At 41.6% G+C, this 16,903-nt stretch carries 13 protein-coding genes; 10 read left to right on the top strand and 3 right to left on the bottom strand.

Annotation, left to right across the window (positions count from 1 at the left end; all coding sequences use genetic code 11):
• The 7 genes from QUB39_RS09035 to QUB39_RS09065 form a co-directional block, all read left to right on the top strand.
• Positions 1-588 (top strand): vitamin K epoxide reductase family protein (locus QUB39_RS09035; RefSeq protein WP_333298194.1); only part of this gene is annotated, 588 nt, incomplete at its 5' end.
• A 649-nt stretch (positions 589-1,237) separates the two neighbouring features.
• The gene (locus tag QUB39_RS09040; protein ID WP_333260966.1) at positions 1,238-1,438 is read left to right on the top strand and encodes a heavy-metal-associated domain-containing protein; all 201 of its coding nucleotides are present in this window, start codon (positions 1,238-1,240) and stop codon (positions 1,436-1,438) included.
• Positions 1,439-1,483: 45 nt separating this feature from the next.
• Positions 1,484-3,742, top strand: a complete 2,259-nt coding sequence (locus tag QUB39_RS09045) for a heavy metal translocating P-type ATPase (RefSeq protein ID WP_333260963.1) — start codon at positions 1,484-1,486, stop codon at positions 3,740-3,742.
• Positions 3,743-4,001: 259 nt separating this feature from the next.
• Positions 4,002-4,319 carry a hypothetical protein gene (locus QUB39_RS09050; RefSeq protein ID WP_333260960.1) on the top strand — a complete coding sequence of 106 codons (318 nt, stop codon included), beginning with the start codon at positions 4,002-4,004 and terminating at the stop codon, positions 4,317-4,319.
• 178 nt (positions 4,320-4,497) lie between these two features.
• On the top strand, positions 4,498-4,911 hold the full coding sequence (locus QUB39_RS09055) for a heavy metal-responsive transcriptional regulator (protein ID WP_333260957.1): 414 nt from the start codon (positions 4,498-4,500) through the stop codon (positions 4,909-4,911).
• A 946-nt stretch (positions 4,912-5,857) separates the two neighbouring features.
• The gene (locus QUB39_RS09060; protein ID WP_333260954.1) at positions 5,858-6,832 is read left to right on the top strand and encodes a hypothetical protein; all 975 of its coding nucleotides are present in this window, start codon (positions 5,858-5,860) and stop codon (positions 6,830-6,832) included.
• 135 nt (positions 6,833-6,967) lie between these two features.
• Complete coding sequence (locus tag QUB39_RS09065) at positions 6,968-7,552, top strand: hypothetical protein (protein ID WP_333260951.1); 585 nt, start codon at positions 6,968-6,970, stop codon at positions 7,550-7,552.
• A gap of 37 nt (positions 7,553-7,589) precedes the next feature.
• On the opposite strand, the gene QUB39_RS09070 is transcribed toward QUB39_RS09065, so the two are convergent.
• Entirely contained in the window at positions 7,590-7,934 is a 345-nt protein-coding gene (locus QUB39_RS09070) for a hypothetical protein (RefSeq protein ID WP_333260948.1), read from the bottom strand.
• Positions 7,935-8,003: 69 nt separating this feature from the next.
• Positions 8,004-8,243, bottom strand: a complete 240-nt coding sequence (locus QUB39_RS30545; protein ID WP_445299441.1) for a transposase — start codon at positions 8,241-8,243, stop codon at positions 8,004-8,006.
• A 1,317-nt stretch (positions 8,244-9,560) separates the two neighbouring features.
• Between QUB39_RS30545 and QUB39_RS09075 the strand changes: the two genes are divergently transcribed.
• The 3 genes from QUB39_RS09075 to QUB39_RS09085 all read left to right on the top strand — a co-directional run bounded on the left by QUB39_RS09075 (position 9,561) and on the right by QUB39_RS09085 (position 15,615).
• Positions 9,561-10,835: a GNAT family N-acetyltransferase gene (locus tag QUB39_RS09075; protein WP_333260945.1), complete on the top strand. Its 1,275-nt coding sequence runs from the start codon at positions 9,561-9,563 to the stop codon at positions 10,833-10,835.
• Positions 10,832-11,665, top strand: coding sequence for a hypothetical protein (locus QUB39_RS09080; RefSeq protein ID WP_333260940.1), 834 nt, complete (start codon positions 10,832-10,834; stop codon positions 11,663-11,665). The genes QUB39_RS09075 and QUB39_RS09080 overlap by 4 nt, the downstream gene beginning before the upstream one ends.
• Positions 11,666-11,868: 203 nt before the next feature.
• Entirely contained in the window at positions 11,869-15,615 is a 3,747-nt protein-coding gene (locus tag QUB39_RS09085; RefSeq protein ID WP_333260937.1) for a hypothetical protein, read from the top strand.
• 64 nt (positions 15,616-15,679) lie between these two features.
• Here QUB39_RS09085 and QUB39_RS09090 read toward each other — a convergent pair whose 3' ends face one another.
• Positions 15,680-16,894, bottom strand: coding sequence for a DUF6575 domain-containing protein (locus QUB39_RS09090; RefSeq protein WP_015211775.1), 1,215 nt, complete (start codon positions 16,892-16,894; stop codon positions 15,680-15,682).
• Positions 16,895-16,903 lie beyond the last annotated feature (9 nt).

Raw genomic sequence — 16,903 nt, forward strand, 5'->3', positions numbered from 1 at the left:
GCTATGACGATTTTCAGCGGCTATCTGATGTATGTACTGGCTGTTGATATCAAAGCAGCTTGTATTTACTGTATTGCCTCTGCTTTGTTTGCAACTAGCTTGTTTGTCTTAGCATTAATCGGTCGCGAATGGGATGATATTGGGCAACTATTTTTTATAGGAATTCTGGTGTCTATGTTAGTGCTGATTTCCTCTCTGGCTCTTTATGCCGATGTCAATAATCTCGGTACAGCTAAGGAGACTAGCATGAAGACTATAACATCTTCCGGTACTTCCGAAATTGCTTTAGCGCAACATTTAAAAATAGTGGGAGCTAAAATGTACGGCTCTTTTACCTGCGATCATTGTCAAGCGCAGAAAGAAAGTTTTGGCAAAGAAGCGGCTGGCATTATCAATTATATCGAGTGCAATCCTCAAGGAAAAAATGCTCGGCGCGATCTTTGCGAAGCTGCGAAGATTCAAGCGACTCCCACTTGGGAAATTAACGGTAAGTTTTACCAAGGGCAAAAATCGTTGCAGGAGTTAGCTGATTTATCTGGCTATCAAGGAACTCGCGAATTTAAAAATCTCTCAAATCAGGAACGTTGACAAGAGTGATTTTTGGCGATCGACCTAATCATAGTCGATCGCACGCATCTCGGTTTAAGGTATGAAAAATACACAATTTTATATTTATGGTAATCGTGCGGTTGTAGCTAATGGGCGATCGATTATAGTTTGTTACTTTCTCAGGAACAGAAAGTGTTGATTGTTTCTGTTCCTGAGAGAAACTAAAGTCGGATGAGACGAATACGATTTTCGGGCATTCGTTGGAGATTGGCAGCAACTTTGGGGCTTCTATCGTCGCAAACTGTCGATGTTGGCACAAAAGACGGGGCGCAAGAAAGTGAACCAGAGTGCGGATGCTGTTGGAGGATGGGTTAAAAGAAGAGGTATAGGGCTAAGGATTCTCTTGATATTGTGCGATCGCTGTAATCCGAGAGTGGCGATCGCTTTTTCATGCTAGCGGGACTTAAACAACAAGTTTTAAAACTAAACATCGTCGCCCCAATCTAGGATACACCGACTTTGAAAACACGCCCTAGGGATTCAAGAGACAGCGGAGCGTGGTGTCCAGGGTGTTGGTTTCTCCTTTTTAGAGGTTCTCAAAAATTTCTTCGCAATCCCCCTTGACACTCCAGTGGACTGGATACTGCAAGATAGGATTAACCCCTCAAAGGAAAGGAAAAATACAACCATGACACTACAGCTAAAAGTCCCTAACATGGCGTGTTCAGCTTGTGGCGAAACCATTACCAAAGCCATCAAGACAGTAGATGCCGCCGCAACTGTTCAGGCAGATCCCAAGACCAAACTGGTCAATATCCAAACTCAAGCATCTGAAGCCGCCATTACAGAGGCAATTACAGCGGCAGGTTATCCCGTTACCTGTCACTAAAGATTTCTCAGACCCATTTTAAGGATGAAAATAAGGAGGTTTTGTATGGAAAACGCCACTATGAAACTGCGAGGCATGAGTTGTGCCTCTTGTGCAAGTAACATCGAAGAGGCAATCCGCTCAGTTCCGGGAGTTGAGACGTGCAATGTTAACTTTGGAGCTGAACAAGCCAGCGTTACATATAATCCCAGCCAAACTGATGTAGCAGCGATTCAGGATGCCGTGGATGCGGCTGGATATTCTGCTCTGCCGATGCAAGATGATGTACTTGCTCCTGAAGATGATGCAGAACGGCGGGCGCGGCAAAGTGAAAATCAGGACTTGACCCGCAAGGTTTGGGTTAGCGGTATTATCAGCGCCGTTATCGTGATTGGCTCGCTGCCTGCGATGACGGGATTGCCTATTCCCTTCATTCCCATGTGGCTGCACCATCCCTGGCTACAACTTGTACTCACTACTCCAGTATTGTTTTGGGCGGGTAGGTCTTTCTACATCAATGCCTGGAAAGCCTTGAAGCGTCATACCGCGACAATGGATACGCTAGTAGCGATCGGGACAGGGGCAGCTTACCTCTATTCTCTATTTCCCACCTTCTCTCCCCAGTGGTTTATCAGTCAGGGTCTTAAACCAGATGTGTACTTTGAAGCGGCATCTGTAATTGTTGCATTGCTCTTGCTAGGACGACTGTTGGAAAACCGCGCTAAGGGACAAACCTCAGAAGCAATTCGTTCTCTTATGGGTTTGCAGGCAAAAACGGCGCGGGTAATTCGTAATGGACGAGAGGTGGACATTCCCATCGCTGAGGTAGTGTTGGAAGATGTCATTCTAGTTCGTCCGGGTGAAAAGATTCCCGTGGATGGCGAGATTATTGATGGCTCCTCAACGATTGATGAGGCAATGGTGACGGGTGAAAGTGTACCCGTGAAAAAGCAGCCTGGTGATGAAGTGATTGGAGCGACTATTAACAAGACTGGAAGCTTCAAATTCCGAGCCACACGAGTGGGTAAAGATACGTTTTTGGCGCAAATCGTTAAACTGGTGCAGCAAGCGCAAGGCTCCAAGGCACCGATTCAGCGATTAGCCGATCGCGTTACGGGATTGTTTGTCCCTGTTGTGATTGCCATTGCGATCGCTACCTTCGTCATCTGGTACAACATCATGGGCAACGTCACAATGGCATTGATTACCACCGTGGGCGTGCTGATTATTGCTTGTCCCTGTGCGCTTGGCTTAGCCACGCCAACCTCGATCATGGTGGGTACAGGTAAAGGGGCAGAAAACGGAATTTTGATTAAAGGTGCAGATAGTTTAGAACTGGCGCACAAACTGCAAACTGTTGTTTTAGACAAAACAGGCACGATTACCCAAGGTAAACCCACTGTAACGGAGTTTATAACGATTAATGGTACCGCCAATGGTAACGAGCTAAAACTTCTGCGCCTCGCTGCATCCGTCGAACGGAATTCAGAACATCCTCTGGCAGAAGCGGTGGTGCAATATGCCCAATCTCAAGGAGTGGAGTTGACGGATTCACGGGAGTTCGAGGCTCACGCAGGCAGTGGTGTGCAAGGGTATGTATCCAATGAATGGGTGCAAATTGGAACTCATCGTTGGATGAATGAATTGGGAATTGATACCAGTAGTTTGCAGCAACCGTGGGATCGATTGGAATATCTCGGTAAGACGGTTATCTGGATTGCCGTGAATGGCAAAGTAGAAGGAATTATGGGCATTGCCGATGCCGTGAAACCATCTTCTGTTGTCGCAATTCGCACTTTACAAAAGATGGGATTAGAAGTGGTAATGCTAACAGGTGATAACCGTCGCACGGCGGAAGTCATAGCGCAGGAAGTTGGCATCAAACGAGTTATTGCAGAAGTTCGTCCCGATCAAAAAGTCGCTCAAATCGAAAATCTTCAGGCAGAGGGAAAAATTGTCGCAATGGTGGGGGATGGAATCAATGATGCACCGGCACTTGCTCAAGCTGACGTAGGCATGGCAATTGGCACAGGAACAGATGTCGCGATCGCAGCTAGCGATATCACTCTAATTTCTGGTGACTTACAAGGCATTGTTACTGCCATCCAACTGTCTCGCGCTACGATCCAAAACATCAAACAAAATCTGTTTTTTGCCTTTGTCTACAATGTGGCAGGCATTCCGATCGCCGCCGGAATTCTTTTCCCGATTTTTGGATGGCTCCTCAATCCAATTATTGCCGGGGCAGCAATGGCATTTAGTTCTGTTTCTGTAGTAACAAATGCGTTGCGTCTCCGTAACTTTCGACCCAAAAATGTTGGCTAATTTGATTCGTGCTTAAGAGGAAATAATGATGGACAAGCAACTTGCCTTTCTAGGAACATTAGCAGGATTTGGATTTCTGCTTGGAGTAATTTCCGGTTCAATTTTTGGAGTGTTAGCGTAGCCTATTTTTTCACTCTGATGAATGAAACATCGAACGATAGCGCGGGTTTAGTCAATCACGAAGGAAATTTACTAAATACCTTTGTTCAAAACCCGCTCTTACTGCCATAATCTTGTTTATTTTTTAGGAGGTTTTCAAATGAGCGGCAAAACAACAATTATCGGTACTATTGCTAGTCTCGGGGTTGTACTAGGAATGTTATCTGGTGAAGGAATAGCGCAAAATACCCATGAAACGCACCCAACTCAAACACAGCAAAGAAGTCAGTTTCATCGCATTGAACAACCCTTAAGTAACAAGATTTTAGTTACTTTGGCTGGACTCGGATTAATTAGTTTAGAACTTTGGTGGTTTCTCCTTAGCAAACCCAAATCTCAGAAAGCAGTTACAGCAGAAGTGCAAGCCGCTAACGTCTCTGACCCAGATGAAATGGCTGCTCAGGCCTTAAATAACTGACCGTCAACCAAGTGCGATCGCTCGAATGGTTTGTCCAGACGCCTACTGCTACCCAAAGTTGCGACATTCAGGCGATCGCCACTCTGTCATTCAAAAAAATGTCTAGCCCCTCTTGACTCTCCATCCCACTGGATAGTTTATCATAAGCTTAGAGTTGGATTCAGTAGAGGAAATGAGTATGTTAGTTCAAGAAAAGCAAAAACTCATTGGTTTAGTTGCGAAGGAAAGCGGCGTACCGATCAAAACCATTCGCTACTATGAGGAACTCGGTTTAATCAAGGCATCAGGCAGAACCGAAGGGAAATATAGATTATTTAATTCTGATATTTTGACTCGGCTAAGGTTTATTAAACGCGCCCAAACTTTGGGATTAAGTTTAGCCGAGATTCAAGAATTATTGACGGTTCACGATGGGGGAGAGTTGCCTTGTGAACACATCAAAGTCCAGTTACAAGATAAACTGCTCGCTATCGATCTACAAATTCAGCAACTACTTATCCTCAAACTAGAGTTGGAAGGATTACTTTCAGGTGCGCCCACCTTACTAGAAAAGGTTGATTCCATCATTTGTCCTCTGATTCAAAAAAAGTAAATTCTTCTATAACTTAATTGTTTCGATCGGTGTGTCAACGGAGGTTATAGAAGTTGACACACTGGTTTCTTATTAAAAAATAATATCTCTCAACACAACAGCCCCATACACTGATTAAGGCAAATTTAACAGTTATGGTCAAAGTGGGAAAATCATGGTTTATATATCTTCTTGCTGCCTAAATATTAGAGTTGCAACACATTAAAAAAGATGAATTAGCAGGGCAAATATTTGACCATGAGCTAGAGCTTGCCTACGCCGTAATTCAGGGAGTAGAAGTTAGATAGAGGAGAAAGAAAAAACTACCGTACCCAACGTGTTAAATTTAAATCCAATCACCACACTTAATGTTTCGTTACATAAAGATAGTTTTTCCCGCCTACCTACTTATATGTCGATTTATTCTGGAAAAATTTGTCAATATTTTTTCGCTACCCCCTTGACTCTCCAGTCGAATAGAGAATTTAAGCTGTTATTAGGTTGAGTAAGTTCACGATTGATTTACTAAACAAAGTTCACCCATCAATCACCATCGATTAGAAATTGAAAACTATGGTACTGCAACTAACTGTTCCTAAACTAGCTTGTTTTGCTTGCGTGAATGCTATCACCAAAGTTATTCAAACGCTTGATTCTACTGCCTCGGTTTAAGCCAATCCAAAAACCAAACTTGTCAGCATAGAAACTCAAGCCTCCGAAACAGCAATCAAAGAAGCAATAGCTGCGGCTGGCTATCCATCCGTGTAAACCTTTTAGTTTTTTTTCCTGCCAGCGGTTAGCTTTTGGCTAGCCGCCAATCCTAAATATTCATCTTAACTCTGGAGTTTATCAGTAGTTTAGAGGATTCATTTACAAGAATGCCCTTAACTAAACACTCCAAACGAGAACAGCAAAGTCTGAACCCCTGATAAATCGACAACCTCAAGTTTACTAACTGGAGAAAACAATGAAGCCATTTTTAACTGCAATTGCTATCACTTCAACTCTCATCCTAGCTCAAGGTTGCTTCTCACCCTCAAGCACGAAATCTGGCGAAACCTCAACTTCTTCTGCCTCACAATTAGCAAATACAAGTTCTCACGAGGGTCATGTAATGGATAATGTCCAGACATCAGGAGCTAATAAAAATCTTCATGAGGGTCATAATATGGAGGATTCCAAAACCCATGACGCTGGAGAACAACATCATCATGGTGGTTATTCAGGGCATTCCGATGCCGAGCCTGCAAATGCTATCGCTAAGCTGACAGTTCCCTCCAATATCGCGCCCAAAACTCCCGTACCTTTGGTAATTGAAGTCCAAAACAAAGAGGGAAAGTCTATTGCTGATTTTGATAAATTCCAAGAACAATTAATGCACCTGATTGTCGTTAGCGATGATCTCCAATATTTCAATCATATTCACCCCACCTATAAAGGAAATGGACGCTTTGAAGTTCAAACTGATTTTCCCGACTCAGGTGGTTACACGCTGTTCAGCGATTACAAACCAGCAAAAAATGCAGAACAAGTTTCTGTCTTAAAAATGCAAGTTCCGGGTCAAGCTTTAGCTCGGTCAAAAGTTGACATGGCTACCACAAAAACTTTGGGAAATACTAAGGCTAACCTCGCGTTTTCTCAACCTCAAATAAAAGCAGGACAAGGAGTTAACTTAATTTTCAAGTTGCAAGATGCTAGTAGCAACCAACCGCTGAAGGATTTACAGCCCTATTTAGGCGAAAGAGGACACTTAGTCATCCTCAAGCAGTCATCACCGTTGACAAAAGCCGACTATATTCATGCTCATGCCTTGAAAGATACTCCAGCAGGAGAGGTTCACTTTATGACCAGTTTCCCCCAACCAGGAAAATATAAGCTTTGGGGGCAGTTCAATCGTAATGGTCAAATTGTCACGGCTGATTTTTGGGTAAACGTTGAATAGTTATACTCGCATTTTTCGTTTCTGAAGCAGAGAAACAGATTTTTGTCTCGAAGGCTTGATGTCTAAACATTTTGCTATCAGCTAACTACTGGTGGCTGATAGCAAAACTCCTTGGCGATAAATCATGAGTAAACTATGGAATCATCTGAATTACAACCTTCTTCAAACACCAATCTTCAAATCCATTCAGAGTCCGCTTCTCCACGGCGATCGTCCCCTTGGTTATTGCTCGTGTTGCTCCTTGTGGGCGGTGGAGGGATTGGACTGGGGCGCGTTTTTGCTCCGAGTAATCAATCACCTCCAGCAACAGTTCAGCAACCGCCGCCAACGCCTGTAAAAACATTGTCGGTGCGAACCAGCCCAATTACAGAAAGCTCCGAATTCATAGCTAGCCTGCAATCGCGTCGCTCTGTCATCCTGCGACCAAGAATTCAGGGTCAGGTTTCTGAAATATTTGTCCGAGCAGGAGATCGAGTTGAAACAGGTACCCCTGTGTTGAAGGTTGATGCAAACCAGCAGCAAGCTTCGGTTGAAAGTCGAATTGCAGGGGTTGAATCGTCTCAAGCCGATTTGGAAACTGCTAGAGCAGAAGCAGCAAGCGCCCAAGCTGACGCCAAAAATGTCAGAGCGGTACTCAAAGCATTACAGACTCGTCGAGTTTCTGAACTGTCTGACCTAAAACTCAATCAGCGAGAGTACGAACGGTTCAGCTACCTATAGAGCTCATTTGACATCTAAGAGACCAACCTCTTAATCATCAGCCTAATAAAACAAAGATTAACTTTGGCAGTTGCATTATCCAAAGTTCTCTCGAAGTCAAGAGTGAGGATTTTGCACCAATAATCCAAGCATTCGATCGTTCGATTCTCCATCTCGCTTTTACTGGAACAAATCCTGATTTACCTTGGGCTTCTTTTTGTTGTTTCGATGGTTTTTCCGAGAGTTCAAACTTAATTTTGGTCAGAATCTGTGGGTAAATCTTCTTTAACTCAGTAATCAAATGTTCGGGATGATACCCGTTGGTAGATTTGTAAAAACAATATCCTTTCGATGCAATACTGGCATTACAAGTATTTTTTACTGCTTGTGAGTCGATCATCATCAATGTAGTCCACTTCGGTTTTTTTTAACTTGCAATCTGACTTGAGAATGTCAGACCCTCATCAACTCTTCAAGCACACCTTGAGAGCGCCACTGTTTGTAATGCCAATATACGGTTGAGTAGGGAGGTAAATCTAATGGTCGCGTCTGCCCACTTGCCACCATTCTTGAGTTGATAGAAGATGCCATTTAAAATTTCTCTTTGAGGCCAGTTAGGGGGTCGAGTTTTCTTTTTAAGCGGCAATATTTGAGAGAGTAAGGGTGACAAAACTTCCCATTCAGCATCTGTGAAATTAGTAGAGTACGGCATCGCCCGAGAGAGTGTTTTGATGGTAATTTTACATCAACGAGCGTCAGCGGGGACAACCAATTTGAAAACTTTTCCAGGCTAAGCTTTAAACCCCAAAACCTTAACAAACAGCTCACAGCAGGCAATCGACTGCTATGAGCCTCACGCCCGCTATGAGTCGATCGTCAAAAGATGTCAAATGGGTTCTATAAGGGCGTGAGCATAATCCCCTTCTTAAAAACACGATCGCCCAAGAGGTTATGTGTCATTAATTCAACAAGTAGTAAGAACCCAAAGCGCTTCTCTAAACTGTGTAAGACTCAATGGCTGTACTTGAGAGCGATGCCTACGCCCCCTTCCGACGCATCTATCTAATCCGTTGACATCTGGGTTTTGGCTCACATCATCTTCCATCCCGATTGCCGAGCGTATTCAACTCAACATTACGCTCGCACTTTGGGTTTCATCTCGCACAAATCTTACAGCACAACCGTGACGTTGGGAATGGGAAACGCAAAATATTCCGTCAGTATGCCAATGCGGTAATTAAAAACTTTGTAGCGATATTTGAAGTATAGTTCGACATCTCCCTAGTCTTCCCAAATTAGTAAACAGCGGGTGAACGCCTAAAACTTCTAAGTGTTGCACGATAAGTTCGCCATTTTAGTAGCTCGCGCCCTCTTCCATAAATTATCCATCCAGTTTGGTGTTGGGGCTTTCTTAAAAATCCGGTTAAGTGCTGAGTGCTGCTGGTATTGTGATCCGTTAGCACTTGTGCTATATTCTGAAGTTTTTATCCTTCTAAAATGCTTAATTTTCGTGCAAGTACCGGGTGTGACAGTAATAGCCAGCACAACCCTTGCTGGTCATAGGATGTAGCAATGACATCCTACTGATAGGACTATGCAAGTAGCATACTCGAATCGGCTTGTAAGGTGTATCAGACTTTGATTAGGGATAAATTATCAGATTATCATAAGTTTCCTATCGGGTCCACCTTATTAATTGGGACACTTGCATAAGTCCTGGCTAAGTAAGTTATTCTATCAAACAGTTAACTAATCAAGATGGAATGTTTGAATCCAATAATTTAGTAATGCAAAGGTTTAATAAAGTAGTAAAAGTACAATATAATTAATTGTATAGATTTTACCGGAAGCAACAACTTTAAAATTAACAGGTGCGGACATCGGCTACACTTGTCTACGTTCGTTGGTTGGAAGAAGTGAGGTATGTGTGCAGACTAGGTGTTTAGAGTCAGAGGTGGTATTTGCTTCGAGCGAGGAGCTAGTTCAGATTAAGGTGCTTGCCGATGTGCATCGGCAAGAGATAGGCTTTGTGAATCGAACAGTCCTGGCAGAAGCGATCGCAAGCCGTGAAGTTCTTTACCACCCCTTCGGCTTTCTCCATTTTCATCACCGTCGAGACAAAATCTCTACTCTTTACCATCTTTGCGTTTCCCCCGACCACCGCAGGCTAGGCATGGGTCGTCAGCTTATTTGTGCATGGGAAAAACACAGTAGGAAGTGCGGTATTACAAAACTGCGCCTAAAATGCCCCCTGGACATAGAAGCTAACGGGTTTTACAACAAGATGGGATTCGATCGAGTACAAATTGAGCCTGGTAAACGTCGCTCTTTAGTTGTTTGGGAAAAGATATTATGCAATAATGCTCTCACAACTCCCCAGTTTGTGGCGGCTGTAAGTGCTGGCGGCCCTGAAATTGAACGCAGTAGACAGTTGTGGATTTCTGGCGGCGATCAGCGTAATCCTTTTGATCGCGTTCTTTACTCACCGATAACGTGCCCAGCTTCTACTACAGAATACTTTCATCAACAAAAAGATGTGGGCAACATTTCGGAAGTTTGGCTAGATTGCGGGGCATATCAGGTGCAACAGGGGAAATTTACTTACGATCGACTGCTGGAATTTTTAGATAATTTTTATCGCAATAATACTTGGGCAGATGGGTATGTATTGCCGGATATTGTACCCATCTCAACTGATTCAGATAAAATAGTGGAGTACAAAGTTCGCGAAACGCTTTACCATTGCGAAAAATTTTTCAGTAAAATGCCAATTTATGTACAAGAACGTGCGATCGCTCCTGTACATGGACGCAACATTAACCAAATCAATCGCTGCATTGAGACCTATGCAAAAATGGGTATTACCCGTATCGGTTTCGGTTCTTGGGGAACGTCAGGGCCTAACGGCAGCGTTAATATGATTTCTGAATCTAGTTTGGCATTGTTTAAGATTGTTTGCAGTATCGCCAGTGAAAAAAACATGAAAGTTCACTGCTTTGGCATTGGCGGCCCAAACAGCTTTTATCGCCTCCGCAATAACTCTCTTGTCCCTCATAGTTTGGATAGCTCAACTTGGTCGAAAGCTGGAGCTTTCGGTAGCATCTTTTTTCCGGGTACTTCTCAAATTCAAATAACCGTTAGACGCAGCTTTGAAACTACTAAAACAGGTTTAGAGGCCCTTAAAGAGTCTACACAGCATTCATGTTATTTTTGTCAAAATATTGATAAATTGAGAACCAGCAGAGAATATCGGATTATGCACAATTTAACAGCTTGGTTAGATACCTTACAACGCGCTTTATGAGCAACAAATTAACTTTACACATTCAGCAAAACACCACACTAGAAAGAGTAGCTGCAATTCTTGATTTCTTAAAAAACCAAGAAACAAATTTTGAAGAATTGGCAGCTACTTGTAATTTAGGAGTTTCCGTTATCCAAAAGGTAGTATTCCCATTTTTGCGAAACATTTCAATTATTTCAAAAAAAAATCCACCCTCACTGACACCTCTTGGTGGAATTGCAGCTATAATTCAACAGTCTAACCCCGAATTGTTAGGAGATTTTTTACATTTACTAATTTATAATTTGCACCACAAAGAATCTGAAAAAAGGTTTTCTTGGACTTATGCTACAGTTGTACAACAACTCTGGCTGCGAAAAGAAGTTGTTTTATCGCCTCCCGAAAAAAAATCTCTAGTGGGAGAAGTAATTGAAAAGGCTGCTGTCAAGTTTGAACTACCTACCAGTGAAATAGCATTTAGTGATACGAGTGTGGCTGGTGCCCTCAATTGGTTGCGATCACTATCACCCAGTGTTATAGAACCAGAAGGCAAATACGAACACTTCAGCCGTCGCTACTTCAGCGCCGCTCCTATTTTACTTCAGGCAGTAGACACAATCTACAAACAGCAACAACGAACCTATGGAGTCAAGATTTTCTTGCGAGAAGAAGTTCAAGAGGCTATTTGTCAAATGTTGTTGCTAGATCCGAGCGGATTAGATGGTAGCATAGATAATGCTAAATGCACCTATGATTATGATCGAGGTGGCTTCTTTGACTGTGGCTATGAAGGGGGATACGGACAATGGGTAATGCTGACTCAATCCCCTGAGTGGACTCAATTGCTTTAGCTAAGTATTGGCATTCTCCGAGACACACTTTATATTTACAATCCATGAAAAGATTATTAGAACAACTAGACTCAATCCAAGCAATTGTTGATACAGTCAATCCCTCCCAGATAGAAAATGAGCCTCAAGAAGTAGCCAGAGTTTATAATCTATATGCAAGCAGCTATAACCCAATTGAACCCGTAAAAACTCTAAAAGACCATTTGATTGAGGAAATTGGTAAGGGTAAACCTGTTACTGGCTACCTTAGTGCCGACTATGGGTATGGTAAGACAGCAACACTAATTTATTTATGGCAGCAGTGTCAGGATCATAAGATAATGGCGGTGCCACCTTTCAAGTTTAAAGAGCTGGGAGATTTGATGGTTGCCACTTATGGCTGGATAAAAACGTGCCTCAAACCAGAATTTCTTCCTCAGATTGAGGTACTGTATCGCAAATATGGCTTGAAGTCTCAGCAAAATATAGCAGCAGAAATAGCGCTCAAGTACAAGTTATCTGAAGAGAAAGCTTTAAAAATTATTCAACAATTAAATACTGACACCACAAATACTGATAATGTTTTGAATTTTTGGCAGGAGACAGTTTCTCTCCTTCGACAAGCAGGTTTTGCAGGTTTAGCAATATTTGCGGATGAAAGCCAAGAATTTTTGCGAACAGAAGAAGGTGCTAGCGTTCGTATCCAGATTTTGAGCGATTTAGTTAAAGGAATGCGAGCTTTGGGTTCTACGCCTGTTGCATTAATTCTAAGTATGCCGACTACTCCGACTGAATCAGCTATTGAAGAACAAGCTGGTGATATTATTCACCGTATGAAGGAACAGAAAGTATCTCTTAGATTAGCTGGTGCGTACAGCTCTGAGTTCCCAGGAAAACTGTGGAATTATTTGTGTACTAATTTTCTGGAAGACAAGGCGCAGCAGAATCACTTGGCACATCCAGCAACAATTGAAAGTTTAGGGCAATTATGCGATCGACAAAACTTCAGCAATGGCCCTCGCACCGTCATTGAAGTATTTAAACGCATAGTCCATTTTGCCCAAAATAATCAGCATCCCTATACTCCTTTAGATTTGATTCAGGATTATCTAGAAGGACAAGTACAGTTATATGGTACGGAACAACACAAAATTAGCAATACTATCAAAACCTTAGAGCCGTTGATCTCCTTTCCAAAACACCCAAAAGGACGAGAGGTAATCAGGCTACTCGCTGGTTTCCCTTCAGGCCTTTCTGAAAGTGTAGCTAAACAATTTCAGCTCTTAAAGGAGTTGAAAAAACTAGCAGAAGATGACAATTTTTACGGTCTGCACATTATACAGCCGACTGAGCGCACTTTTGCTTTAGTAGCCCTTCTTCAGACAAGCATTCCCACAGTTGTAGATAAAATTCTAAATCGATTTCGTCAGCAATGGTTTGGAGAGTGGAACGATACTCAAAAAGAAGAGATGGCTACAACGATTTTCAAGTCAGAAATTATTTCTTTACTCTTCCCACTTTCTAGAACGGGCCAGAAAGCCAATTGGTTTTGGCGTTATAAAGGGGACTGGAAGCAGGATAGATTTGGAGTTTTTAATTTATTAGATGGGGCTCCAGAAAAATATAATGCGGATTTTCCTAAGCGTTCTCTTGTTATCAGTGTCGGGAGTAAAGAATCTGGTTTAATGAGGTTTCAATCCCCAGAAGAAACTCACTTAGATTGGCGGTTTTACTTAAGCTATGAGCGAAAAGGAACCGTCGTTCCACAAGTTTTAACTGCGATTGCCGGAACTAATCAAGTAGACTTCCATCTTCAGTTAGGTCGAAGTTTTGAAGGCGAATATCCCACATCCTTCGGCTTACTCCGCAAAGTCATGGCTTCCGAACAATGTTCTGTTTGTACGCTGCTGAGTTTGTCTCATTATATTCAAGACTGGCTCTCAAAAAATCCTGAAGTCAGTAAAGCCGATCGCTCTAGATTAGAACACCATCGCCAAGAGTGTCACCAGTATGCCATGCGATTGCTGTTTCCGGCGATTTCGCCTCAAACTTGGGAAATTGTGGGCCTCAAGGGGGTAAATGGCTCAGACAGTAAACTTATCGAATCAGTGTTCTATCAAAAATGTAAAGCCTTATTTACCGATTATAAGTCTTTCTATAATAGTATGAACCCGACGTTACGTAAATATAAGTTGCTCTTGGAAAAGATACCTTTATCTGTTCGCAAAGGTCGTCAGTTATATCAAGTTTCCAAAGAAGAATTTGAAAAATTGTTTGAAATGGGGAGTTCTAGCCTACCCAGTGTTTTAGCAGTTTTCAAACAACATGGCTTGATGAGTGGGGAGAAAATTGCAAAACGGAAAGAAGGAAATTCCCAAGTTAAATTTACAGAACATCCTTTGGAATCGTTTATTAAAGAGAAACTGCAATCACAAGGCAGAACACAGACAGTTGAGACGACGTGGGGACACCAAGATGTTAAAGCATTAGAGTATTCAAAGTTATGGAAAGCAGTAAAACTGCTTGGCTATCTTGAAGACGAGTTTCAAGAAGCTCTTGAATGGTTGCAGCGACGACGCTACATAGAGTGGGCGCGTTCAACGGATGTTATCCGCGAAGCCAGTTTGGAATTAGAGCCAGATGAGTTAAATGCTCAATTAAAAGAACTCCGCGTTCGGGTTTCTTCGTTACTTGAAACTTTTGATGAGACGATTTTACATGAAATCAATGAAAAGATAAATGAGGAGGAAAAAATTATTGATGCTAACCATGAGTCTGAGGTAGCTCTCGATCAAGTTCATAGAAATATCCAAGCCGAACGGGAGCTTCTAGAAAATTTTTGCATTGAGAGGCGCTCAACCCTGCAAAAAGAACTGCGTGGAATTAAACTCAGGCTAGAAAAATTTACCCTAGACTTGAATGCTTCTAAAATTAGTCAAATTATTGAGAGTGATAGTGGCCTAGAATCTTGTCTCAATGACTACCGGATAATTTTGGAAAGGCAAGTAAATCAGCTAGATAAAGATTGCCAAAGCCTAGCTAGTTCGCTTAAAGTAAATGAAATTGATATACTTGCATTGCATCATCAGCTAAAGCATTGTCAGCAGTTTTTGCTAACTTACGAAACCACTAAATTAAGGCTTGAGGAGTTGGTAGATGGTTTAGAGAAGTGGCGGATTATTCTAAATCGAGCACAGATGTTACGAGAGAATTTGAATAAAGACCCAGTTCGCTTGATGCGTTATGATGATGACTTTGTTGACCGGGTTGTTAAGCATTTTAGCAACAATCAGCTTGAGAGTTTTAGACAGTACGATTTACTGCAACAACCTTTGGTTGAACTTGAAGAGGAAATTAATGGTGAACAGCGCTCGCGTCGAGAGGCTTTCGAGCAAATGCTTAGTCGTTACGAAGTCTTACTGGATCTAATTTCAATTAATGAATCTCCTTTGAAAAATAGATGCAAATTTGATGATGAAGACCGGGATGGATCTTACCAGATTATGAAAGGAGTTTTGTGGGAAATTTTGCAAAAATTCTGCGAAGGTTTGGTTTCAGAATGGGAGCAATTGGAGCGTGATTTTTCCTTTATTTCCCAAGAACGCGACCACGATATGACAGAGTTTTTGAGTCAACTCACTGATTTAAAAACACAGCTATCATTACAAAGAGAACAGTTGCGATCTGCGATCGACAACTTAACCAACCTTGAAGAACGAATAACCCAACTCAAATCTATTTTTGAATACGGTCAGGTTCTTCAGGATAAATTGAAAGAAATTCATTTTAAAAGAGATGAAAGCCTTCAGGAGGAAGAAAGACAGCTTTTAAATGCCATTAGCTCTGACAACAGTGCGATCGCCATTAGCCAACTTCGTCAAAATTTGCCACATAATCAGGAGGTATGGGAACTCTTAAAGACTTTGTACAAAAAGGGACATCTAGAGATTATCCTTCGCCGCCGCGATTAATTTTTAAATAGTATATACTTCGACTTCTAAACTACTTTTATTTACAGTCTGTTAGGCTCATATCTTAACTTCTGTGAGGATGTAGAGCCACAAGTTTATATTTCAGTTTTCCCTCTGGGATAGTAGGTGATATTTCCTTAACTTCCCGAATAGTTGAAAAGTAAATCTCACTTAGAGTTGCTGTTTTAACTCTAGGTATAGCTTCATCAATAATACGCCCTAAGTATTTCTTGTTAGTTTCATTAGCCAAAATTTCATAACTTTTAGTCCTGATATTCAATCCAATTAGTTTGCCAATAATTTCATACTCTCTTACTGTTTCATCTTCAGTTCTACTAATAACTTTTAAAGCTTTTTTTATAGATGAAAGGGGTAATTCAACAGAACCTCCTCGTTCATGATTAGGGGAACCCCAGTTAAAACGAAGATTAGTTTCAGATTTAGATAAATTCAATAGAAAATCTCTATATCCCGAAGCTACTCTACTTTTCAATGTCCAGAGTTTCTGACGTAAAATATCTGCGTTATCTTCAGGATTACCACTCATTTTAACCAATTCCAAAAATTCGTTAAGAGCAATTTCCACTAAATAATTAGCGTTGTCTTTTTCTATTCCTTCAGGTAAGGTTGCTAGTTCTATGCCAAAAGAACCCGGGAAAGTTCCTAGTACAGTTAACTGTGTTTTTTCAGTAATTGAACGAGGTATCATTCCTGTTGGAGTCGGTGTACCATCTATTGCTTGACCAAGAGCATTAAAGACACTTTGTACAGATTCTAAAATTCTTCCCAAAAATGCTACAGGGGCTTCAGTTGGATTCGGGGTAGGAAATTGAAAGGTCAGGTTAAGAGTTTCTCGTTGAATTTGTATTGCAGTGCGAGGTGCATCTTTTACTTCCCAAATGAGAGGTAATTCGTTGCCTACCTCAATAAATTCATTGGGCATAGGTAACCAATCGTCAATTAGATTTTCACACCAGATAATTTCAACTTTATCAGGGCTATCATCTGAGTTGATGATTACTTCATAAACAAAGCCATCTTCTGAATTTAAAAAAGCATTTCGTATATCAATCAAGCCAGCCCGGATATTTTCAAATCTACGTTTAGACATAGAGACATAAAGCCATTTTTCCAATTTTTTTGTTTGAGAGTACAAAATAGCAATGAATAGATGTCCTGATATATTCCGACACGAAAAAAGGCAGGGCGTATCGTAATATTCATACACCTCGATCAATTCCAATTTCCCTAAATGAGTCGATTGTGGAAGAAGTCTCATAAATATGCC

The sequence above is a fragment of the Microcoleus sp. AT8-B5 genome (assembly GCF_036705565.1).
In the GTDB taxonomy this organism is placed as follows: Bacteria; Cyanobacteriota; Cyanobacteriia; order Cyanobacteriales; family Microcoleaceae; genus Microcoleus.